Genomic DNA, 7,950 nt, shown 5'->3' on the forward strand with positions numbered 1-7,950 from the left:
CTGCTGCGCCCCCCATCTGCCAGGGGATGACAGGCGCGTTTGGGGATAGGCGATAGCTGATAGGCGATAGGCGATAGGCGATAGCTGATAGGTTCTCGGTGTCCTCCGCGTCCTCTGCGGTAGATGAATAGCCGCGTTTGTGCTACACTTCCTCCAGGTGTTGGAACGAGTAACTTCCAATAACGTTGACCGTTATCATCCTTATCTTTTCCGGTGTTTGCGATATTTACGATGAACATCCAAAGCAGCGACCAAATCGGAAGAATCATCCGCAATGGCATCGTTTTCAATGCCAGGAACTGGGCTGATAGCGCAATGAATTCCGATCCACTGATTCAGTCTGTTCAGAATTTTTTGCTCTGTTGAAAGAACGCAGAATCAACTACGTTCTGGTAGGAGGAATTGCGCTTCTGCACTACGTTGAAGGAAGAAACACTCAAGATTTAGATGTATTGATGGCGTTATCGTCTTTCAAAAAACTGCCAGAACTTCAAATTACCAGTCAGGATCCATATGTCGTTCGCGCTAATTATGGAGAATTACAAATCGACATTCTTCTTACAAAAAATCCGTTATTCAAGAAGGTACATAAAGAATACGCAACAGTCCAATCATTTCTAGATAGAAATATACCTTTGGCCAGTGTTGAGGGCTTATTGCTTCTCAAGCTGTATGCGCTACCGTCACTCTACCGTCAGGGCAATTTTGCGCGCGTTGGTCTGTACGAAAACGATATTGCAACGTTGCTTCACTATTATCAGCCAGATGTTCCATCGTTGCTCAACGAAATCTCGAAATATTTAAGCCAGACGGATTTTGAGAAAATCAAAAATGTTATGTCAGATATTCAATATCGCATTAAGCGTTTCAGAAATATCTCTCCCTCCGACAGGTAGATCGCAATGCTGATTGCCGAGAGCAAACCGCATCGCGACAGCGCCACACGCTTCTAGTGGGAAACGAGCAGCGACCGGTCAGCCGATGCGGGCCGACCGGTCGGGAGCGCCTGATCAGTCCTGACCGACACCCAATCCAACCACGAAGGCGATGGCGTCAGCAACCCGCGCGCGCCAGGCGGCTTCATTATGCGCCGCGCCTGGAAATTTGCGCGTGATCCAGTCGTAACCGTGACGGTAGCCGGCTTTTTCCATCCATCGATCCATGCGCTGCTGGAATGGTTCGTATTCGGCGTCCAATCCCTCGGTGCCGTAATCGAAGTAGAAACGGTGATGACCGGGTGGCGGCACGCATGCCGCCAGTTCGTCAACCAGTATGTTGCCGCCAGCCGGCCAGTGGGTTGACAGGCAGCCTGCGCCGCCAAACAGGCGCGGGTATCGGCAAACTCCGTAAAGCGAAATGAGACCACCCATACTTGACCCCATGATGAAGGTGTTGGCCTGATCGGGTAAGGTTGGGTAGTGGGCGTCGATGAAGGGTTTGACCTCTTCGACGATGAAGGCGAGATAGGCATCGGACAGCGGCTCGCCTCCCATGCGTTCGACAATGGTTGGCCAGCCGCGAGTCTGCCGCAGGGCGGCAAAGGGTTGTTGTGGCGCATATTCCCGCCAGCGCTGATCGGTACACCAGATTCCAACCACGATTGCGCCGGCCCATCCATGGCTGGCGCGCAGCCGTTCGATGGCTTGATCCACTGCCCACACTTCGCCGTCGGCGCGCAATGCGGGATCAAACAGGTTTTGCCCGTCGTGCATATAGATGACCGGCAGGCGTTGATCGCCCGCGTTGTTCGGTATCCAGACATCGATCGGGCGCGATATGACGTAGCGACTGCTCAGATCAGGATGGCGGATGAGTGGCATGATGGATCCTTTCGTTCTCAAGATGCCAATGGAAAGGCTTTGCAGTGTTGGTTGGGGCGTTTTAATGCCAGGGGTCATCTTTAACCGGGCGCGTTACGGCACCGGTCCCAATTGATATGTGACCACGCCGTTGGCGCGGGTTCCAATCCAGAGCACCCGCCGGTGGTCAACTGCCAGCGCCAGTGGCTCTGCGCCGGGAAAGCCAGAGTCGCGCGGCAGAAAATTGCGCCACGTTTGCCCGTCGTAGCGCAGCAGAAAACCGCCCGTGGTCAGCGGTCGGGCTGCGCCAATCCAGATCTGGCCGGGATCGGTTTCGAGTAGAGTGGTGATGGTCTGCGCCGGCAATTGCCGGTTGGCAGTCGTCAGCCATTCCCAGCGCGTACCATCCCACCGCGCCAGCCCCTCGCCAAGTGTCGCTGCCCACACGGTGCCGGTTTGGTCGATCAGCAGGTCGGCAATGCCCGCGCCGGCAAAACCATCGGCGCGATCAAAATGTTGCCAGACGTTACTATGCGACAGGTAGCGACTGACAACCCCAATCCCGCCAAACCAGACTTCGCCATGTTGCCCAACCGCAACAGAGAGGATCATTCCGCCACGTCCCGCCTGCGGTAACAACTGCCAGTGACCATGCGCATCACGCGCGGCGCCACCCGCATTCGTTCCCAGCCAGAGCGTGCCATCCGGGGCGCTGGCCAGCGCGCGCGCGACCGCGTGTTCGCGTAGACCGGCTGGCAGTGGTTGCCATTCCCACCGTTCGCCTGCCGCTATCAGCGCCAGGCCATGTCGAGTGGCTACCCACAGACCGGTATCTGTCTCGGCCATGTCGTATACCATCCCAAGCGGCAGGTGGTTCCAGCGCGGAGGATCTTCGCTCACAGCCGGCGCTTCCCAGATTGTCAAGCCATGCTCGCCGCCGAGTGCTACCCGCCCGTCGCGCAGCGGCTGAATGGCGTAGATTGGCCCCGGTGGCAAACCACCGGCGCCGGGCGCAATGACGCTCCAGCCGATACTCCCCGCCGTCACCATAATCAGGGCTGTCGCGTAAACGGTGGCGACAAACCCGACCAGCAAGGCCAGCGCAATCCAGGCATAGCGGGGCGGACGCAAGAACATCACGTTGCTCCAGCCCCAGTATTCATTCTGTTCCCGCAGCCACTCGATTCCGCGTCGCGCAATTGGCGCTGCCAGGAGGACGATAGGAGTAACGAGCGTCAGCGCATATTGCGGCCATTTGGTCGGCCAGATAAGCAAGATGAGCAACCCGCTGAGCAGCCAGATTGCCAGATACCGACGCGCAGGATCGCGCCAGGCGACAGGCAAGCCGATGAGCGCCAGCAGCGTGAACCACGGATCGAGACCGGGGAGAAAAAACACTTCGGGATGCCATTCAACCGCCGGCGCGGTCGCCAGCCAGATGATCGGCTGATACCACGGGTAACCAGCCGCCTGCACCTCTTGACCTTGTGAATACGCTGCCCAAAAGCTGGCCATGGCCGCGAATCGCTCTAGCGGCTCGCGCCAGACAGTTGGGTTTGCTGCGACGAACGTTAGCAGCGCCACTCCGCTGAGCAGCGGGATCTGGCGGGCATAACCACGCCCGATCAGCCATGCCAGCATGGCTGGCGCTGCGACAATGGCATAGTTCATCTTGGCGGCAGTCGCCAGACCCCAGGCCACTGCGCCGCATAACAACCAGTAACGAGCGCGCGCAATTCCCGGCTGACCGGCTCGTTCCCACGCGCCCACCGCCAGGATCGACCACATAAGTGGCCAGGCTTCCAGATAGGCCTGCGCGGTATATTTCACGGTCAGGGTATGCACGGCGAGCAGACCGGCAGCCAGCGGCCCGGCAAACCAGGCCAGGCCGGCCACCGCAGCTACGCCGAACAGCGCAGCCATGATACGCGATACGTAGAGCGTTGTTGTTGAGTTGGCTGCATCACCCAGTGCCAGCGCGCCAGCCGTGTAGATCAATTTGTGCAGCGCCGGATGTTGACGATTGCCGGGATAGTCGATTACACCGGCCCAATCACCCTGACGGATCAGGCGGGCATAATCGAGCGCTGCGCCAACGTAAACCGGCTCGTCAAAATCGAGCGGCAACGTCAACGCGGCCCACAATCTTATCAGCGCGGCCAGCACAATGACCCCGATCAACCAGCCACGCGACGACGTATTCTTCACGGTCATTTATCCCTTGACACCGCCAACCGTCAACCCCGACACGAGGAAGCGCTGGAGCATCAGGAAGACGATGATGGTCGGCAGAATGATCAGCAACCCACCGGCAGCAAAGTTCCCCCAGGGCACGCTCTGGCTATTAGCGAGACTGAACAGGCCGGGCACCACCAGCTTCATGCTGTCGGGCGCAGGCACCAGCACCGACGCGAAGATGAAGTCGCCCCAACCGGCCAGAAAGCCGAGCAGCGCAGTCACGGCCAGGGCCGGACGGGCCAGCGGCAACGCAATCAGGATAAACGATTGAATTGGGCCGCAGCCATCAATCATTGCTGCCTCTTCCAGCTCAATCGGGATTGTGTCGAAGTACCCCTTCATATTCCAGGTACTGAAGACCAGGGTACCGGTAGTGTAGGCCAGGATCAAACCCTCGTGCTTGCCATACAACCCCATAGCCGTCAGCAACTGTGCCACCGCAACCAGGCTCAGCACACCGGGAAAGGTCTGTATGGCCAGTAGCAGGATCAGGGCAAACTCGCGACCGTAAAACTTAAACCGCGAGAACGCAAACGCCGCTGAAGTCGTAATAACCAGTGACGCAATCGTCGTTACGCCGGCCACGTAAAGGCTATTCCGCAACCAGGTGAGCAGAGGACGATCAAAGATCATCGCCCGATAATTCTCAAATGTCCACTCGGTAGGCAAAAACATACCGAGCAGATTGAGCGTATAGAGTCGGTCGCCGCTTCGTCCTGAAGCCAGAAAGGCAAACCAGAGCGGGTAAACGGCAAAGAGCACGCCGAGGATCAGGATAGTGTACTGCAACACCAGCACCGGTCGGGTAGGTTTGCGGATCATGACTCGTAAGCCCCTTTCGTGATGCGCGTCAACCGCAGACTGTAGAGCGTCACCGTGAAGAGGAAGATGAAGAGGATCACGGCAAAGGCGGTGGCGTTGCCGTAGTTTTGGGTCTGGAAGATCTGCTTGTAGGCGTAGACGATCACAAACTCGGTTGCGCCGGGACGACCAACTTCGCTGATCGGCCCACCCTGAGTAATTGCCCAAACGGTGCCAAACATCTGGAACGCGGTGATCGAGGTCAGCACTGTGGCCGGCAAGACTGCCGGGCGAATCAGCGGCAAGGTAATTCGGGTAAGTTGTTGCCACCATGAAGCGCCGTCAAGCTCTGCCGCTTCGTAGACATCACGCGGCACCGATTGCAACGCGCCGAGAATGACGATCATGAAGAAGGGGTACGAGAACCAGGTATCAACCAGCACCACAATAAGGAACGCGCTGATCGGATCGCGCAGCCACGAGGGTCCGGCAATGCCAAAGAGTGCCAGTACCTGATTGATCGTACCCTGCTCGCGAAAGAAGAACTGCCAGATCAGTGCCATCAGAATTGCCAGTGACGACGCGGCCCATGGCACAAAGAGCATAACCCGAAAGAAGGTGCGACCGGGCAGGTTATCGCTATTCAAAATGAGCGCAAACGTCAAACCGAGCAAAAAGCTAAATGGCACCCGCGCGATCACAAACAGCAAGGTACGGAAGACAACAACGACAAAATCGCCGGCGCGCATCAACGTGTCATAGGCTTGCGCGACATTCACGACTGCGGCGAGAATAAACCCCAGCGCCAACGCCCCCAACCACACGACTGAAGGCGGCGCGGGAGGCTCCATCATGCGCTCGAAGCGGCGGTTGATGAAAGACGCTGCAATCAGTGGCACAAAACAGAGCGCAATCGCCGCCATCGCCCCCAATGCTTCTGGAGTAAACAAACTACCGATCAGATTGGCATAGTTGGCAAAGATCGGGTCTTGCAATCGGTATGGCTGGCCCAAACCCACTGGCGCGCTGGCGCGAAATTGAGGCCAGCACAAGGGATCAAGGATACCGGTGAGAAAGATCTCACAGTCGGGATTCGGGCGAAAACGGTTGCGGTTGGTAAACGAGGTATAAACGCTGAGCAGAATGGGGTAAATATTGAACAGCAAAATGCCGATAATGGTCGGACCGGTAAAGAGCAGAACGGTGAGCGCCTTGCGGCGATTTGACCACGACACCATATATGCATACCTCACTGGAAGCAGCCGGAAGGCCATCACAGGCCGCCGGGCGCCCGACCGGCGCAACGGTAGCGAGTGAGCCGGACTACGAGGTCCGGCTCAACGTCTATCATCAACTCTGACGATATAGCGAGGGCGCAAACATCGCCAATGTCTCGCTATCCCTGCCCAGACCTACTTCATCTGCATAATTGCCGCTTCAATCGCCTGCGCAGCGGCAGCTAGAGCGTCAGCGGGCGACTGCGATCCCGTCCAGATAGCAACGCTGGCATCGCCAACCGGACCCCACTGCGCCGACGCAAACGGTGTATTCGCCATCGGCACACCCAGGTTCAGCGCGGCGCCAAAGCCGGCCAGGGTCGGCAGGGCAGCCACTTCCGGATTTTGCAGCGCCGCAGTCGCTGCCGGCACTGTCTTGTTGGTCAGGGCCAGCTTGGCCTGCACTTCAGCGCTGGTGAAGTACTTCATAATATCGAGCGCCACTTCGGCGTTGCCGCGCTCAACCGCATTGCGGGTCAGCATCAGAGTCTTGATACCAACGAACGGCTTGCCCAGCGGCAGAATGCCGTAGTCTACGCCGTCCTGCTCGATCCCGGCAATGGCCCACGGGCCAGTCCACCACATAGCCGCCTTGCCCTCAGCCAGCGCCGCCTTGCAGATGTCGTAGCTCTGCTCACTGAACGAGACCTTGCTCATCTCAGCCAGCCACTCACCACCCTTGATCATTTCAGGCGTATTGACGTAAACTTTGCCTTCATCGTCAACATAGCTCGGCACGCCATAGCCGAAGTAGATCGGCGCTACGTGGTAGGCATCGCTACCGCCAAAGCCCTGGTTGCAGACAAGGGTCTTGTCAGGGTTGGCTGCGCGGAAGTCTTTCGCCATCTGCAACAGCTCATCAAGGCTGCTGGGCAACTTCATATCACCCACAACCGCCTTGTTGTAGATCAAGGCAATGCCTTCCTGCGTCTCCGGCAAAGCCCAGATCTTGCCCTGCCAGATCACGCCATTAACGGCAGCCGGCTCGTAAGTGCTGCGCAAGAAGTCCTCGGTAATCCCATAGTCGTTGAGCGCAACGATATTGCCCACCAGCGCCTGCTGACCGATCTGGTCGTTGGCCCAGCCGATAATGTCAGGGCCTTCGCCTGCCGGGATGGCGACATTCAACGCATTGCTTACGTCTTCGGGCTTCGAGAGGTCAATCTTTACGTTGGGGTTGGCAGCTTCGTAATCGCGGAATGCCTGTTCAATGGCGGTCAGGTAAGCGCCATCCCACTGATGCCAGATGCGAATGGTTACCTGCTGAGCTGCCGGCGCGGTTGTGGGTTGCGCTGCCGGCGCGGTTGTGGGTTGCGCTGCTGGCGCGGTTGTGGGTTGCGCTGCCGGTTGTCCAGAGCCGCATGCGGCCAGTAGCATCGCAGCAGCAAGGAATAGAGCGGTTAAAGCGTGCTTCATTGCCTTCACAATTGTACTCCTTCGACTGTGTCGTCTCCGACTACAGCACTGCACAGAAATCTGTTACGCGACCAGACTTGAGATATGAAAAAACTTACTCCGTTACTGCTTAGTTAGATAGACGCCTCCTTTCTACCTATATGCCTGCCATAAATTTTGAGCGTAATGAAACGGAGCAGCGCATCAAGAGGAAGTTGTCCACCAGATGTTGCGATCAACTGCAGATGAACAACGAAGGGAATCTGAATCTGCTCACATTACATACGCCAAACGAGAATAGTTGTAGCAGGCATTGTTTTGTTTACAACCTTTTCACTAACAACTATACCACCGACAGGGTGTTCCTGTCAAGAGGTTGTAAGCAATTATACCGCAGAACTTGTAGCTGAGGCTGATTGGGATAGGCGATAGCCGATAGC

General features: G+C 57.2%; 6 protein-coding genes. 1 reads left to right on the forward strand and 5 read right to left on the reverse strand.

The window, feature by feature from the left end; genetic code table 11:
* Positions 1 to 362 precede the first annotated feature (362 nt).
* Positions 363 to 896, forward strand: coding sequence for a hypothetical protein (locus Q0650_RS14685; RefSeq protein ID WP_298820234.1), 534 nt, complete (start codon positions 363 to 365; stop codon positions 894 to 896).
* 114 nt (positions 897 to 1,010) lie between these two features.
* Here the strand turns inward: Q0650_RS14685 and Q0650_RS14690 are convergent, their stop codons facing one another.
* The 5 genes from Q0650_RS14690 to Q0650_RS14710 all read right to left on the reverse strand — a co-directional run bounded on the left by Q0650_RS14690 (position 1,011) and on the right by Q0650_RS14710 (position 7,531).
* A complete protein-coding gene (locus Q0650_RS14690) occupies positions 1,011 to 1,820 on the reverse strand; it encodes an alpha/beta hydrolase (protein ID WP_298820236.1) in 810 nt (269 codons plus the stop codon).
* Between the two features lie 93 nt (positions 1,821 to 1,913).
* The gene (locus Q0650_RS14695) at positions 1,914 to 4,013 is read right to left on the reverse strand and encodes a transcriptional regulator (protein ID WP_298820239.1); all 2,100 of its coding nucleotides are present in this window, start codon (positions 4,011 to 4,013) and stop codon (positions 1,914 to 1,916) included.
* Positions 4,014 to 4,859, reverse strand: a complete 846-nt coding sequence (locus Q0650_RS14700) for a sugar ABC transporter permease (RefSeq protein WP_298820241.1) — start codon at positions 4,857 to 4,859, stop codon at positions 4,014 to 4,016.
* Positions 4,856 to 6,076 (reverse strand): carbohydrate ABC transporter permease, encoded by a 1,221-nt coding sequence (locus tag Q0650_RS14705; RefSeq protein WP_298820243.1) that lies wholly within the window; start codon positions 6,074 to 6,076, stop codon positions 4,856 to 4,858. The genes Q0650_RS14700 and Q0650_RS14705 overlap by 4 nt, the downstream gene beginning before the upstream one ends.
* 174 nt (positions 6,077 to 6,250) lie before the next feature.
* The gene (locus tag Q0650_RS14710; protein WP_298820246.1) at positions 6,251 to 7,531 is read right to left on the reverse strand and encodes an extracellular solute-binding protein; all 1,281 of its coding nucleotides are present in this window, start codon (positions 7,529 to 7,531) and stop codon (positions 6,251 to 6,253) included.
* Between the last annotated feature and the right edge of the window lie 419 nt (positions 7,532 to 7,950).

Source organism: uncultured Chloroflexus sp. (genome assembly GCF_937129525.1).
Lineage (GTDB): Bacteria > Chloroflexota > Chloroflexia > Chloroflexales > Chloroflexaceae > Chloroflexus.

What these genes read in the sequence shown, in the direction of transcription:
- Q0650_RS14690 (WP_298820236.1), bottom strand. Translation starts at nt 1,820, where the DNA reads ATGCCACTCATCCGCCATCCTGATCTGAGCAGTCGCTACGTCATATCG.
- Q0650_RS14695 (WP_298820239.1), bottom strand. Translation starts at nt 4,013, where the DNA reads ATGACCGTGAAGAATACGTCGTCGCGTGGCTGGTTGATCGGGGTCATT.
- Q0650_RS14700 (WP_298820241.1), bottom strand. Translation starts at nt 4,859, where the DNA reads ATGATCCGCAAACCTACCCGACCGGTGCTGGTGTTGCAGTACACTATC.
- Q0650_RS14705 (WP_298820243.1), bottom strand. Translation starts at nt 6,076, where the DNA reads ATGGTGTCGTGGTCAAATCGCCGCAAGGCGCTCACCGTTCTGCTCTTT.
- Q0650_RS14710 (WP_298820246.1), bottom strand. Translation starts at nt 7,531, where the DNA reads ATGAAGCACGCTTTAACCGCTCTATTCCTTGCTGCTGCGATGCTACTG.